A 494-nucleotide genomic window follows, 5' to 3' on the forward strand; every position below is an offset into this window, starting at 1 on the left:
TCGTCGTTGAAGCGCCCGGCCTTCTGCGCGGCTTCCGCCTTGTTCTGCGACAGCGCCGCGAACGCGTCCTGCTCCTCGCGCGTGATCCCGTATTCCTTCGCGACGTTCTCCGCCGTGATGCCCATGTGGTACTGGTTGTACACATCCCACAGGCCGTCGACGATCATCGTGTCGACCAGCTTCGCGTCGCCCATCCGGAAGCCGTCGCGCGAGCCCGGCAGCACGTGCGGCGCCGCGCTCATGTTCTCCTGGCCGCCCGCGATCACGATGTCCGCGTCGCCCGCGACGATCGCGTTCGCCGCCAGCATCACGGCCTTCAGGCCCGAGCCGCACACCTTGTTGATCGTCATGCCCGGCACGGCGCTCGGCAGCCCCGCCTTGATCAGCGACTGCCGCGCCGGGTTCTGCCCGGAGCCGGCCGTCAGCACCTGGCCCATGATCACTTCGCTGACCTGCTCGGGCTTCACGCCCGCACGCTCCAGCACCGCGCGGAT

At 69.0% G+C, this 494-nt stretch carries 1 protein-coding gene; it reads right to left on the reverse strand.

Annotated elements, in window-relative coordinates; all coding sequences use genetic code 11:
• The coding region (locus CFB35_RS33960) for a beta-ketoacyl synthase N-terminal-like domain-containing protein (RefSeq protein ID WP_306427111.1) at nt 1-494 on the reverse strand (494 nt) is incomplete at both ends.

Source organism: Burkholderia sp. AU16482 (assembly GCF_002223285.1).
In the GTDB taxonomy this organism is placed as follows: Bacteria; Pseudomonadota; Gammaproteobacteria; order Burkholderiales; family Burkholderiaceae; genus Burkholderia; species Burkholderia semiarida.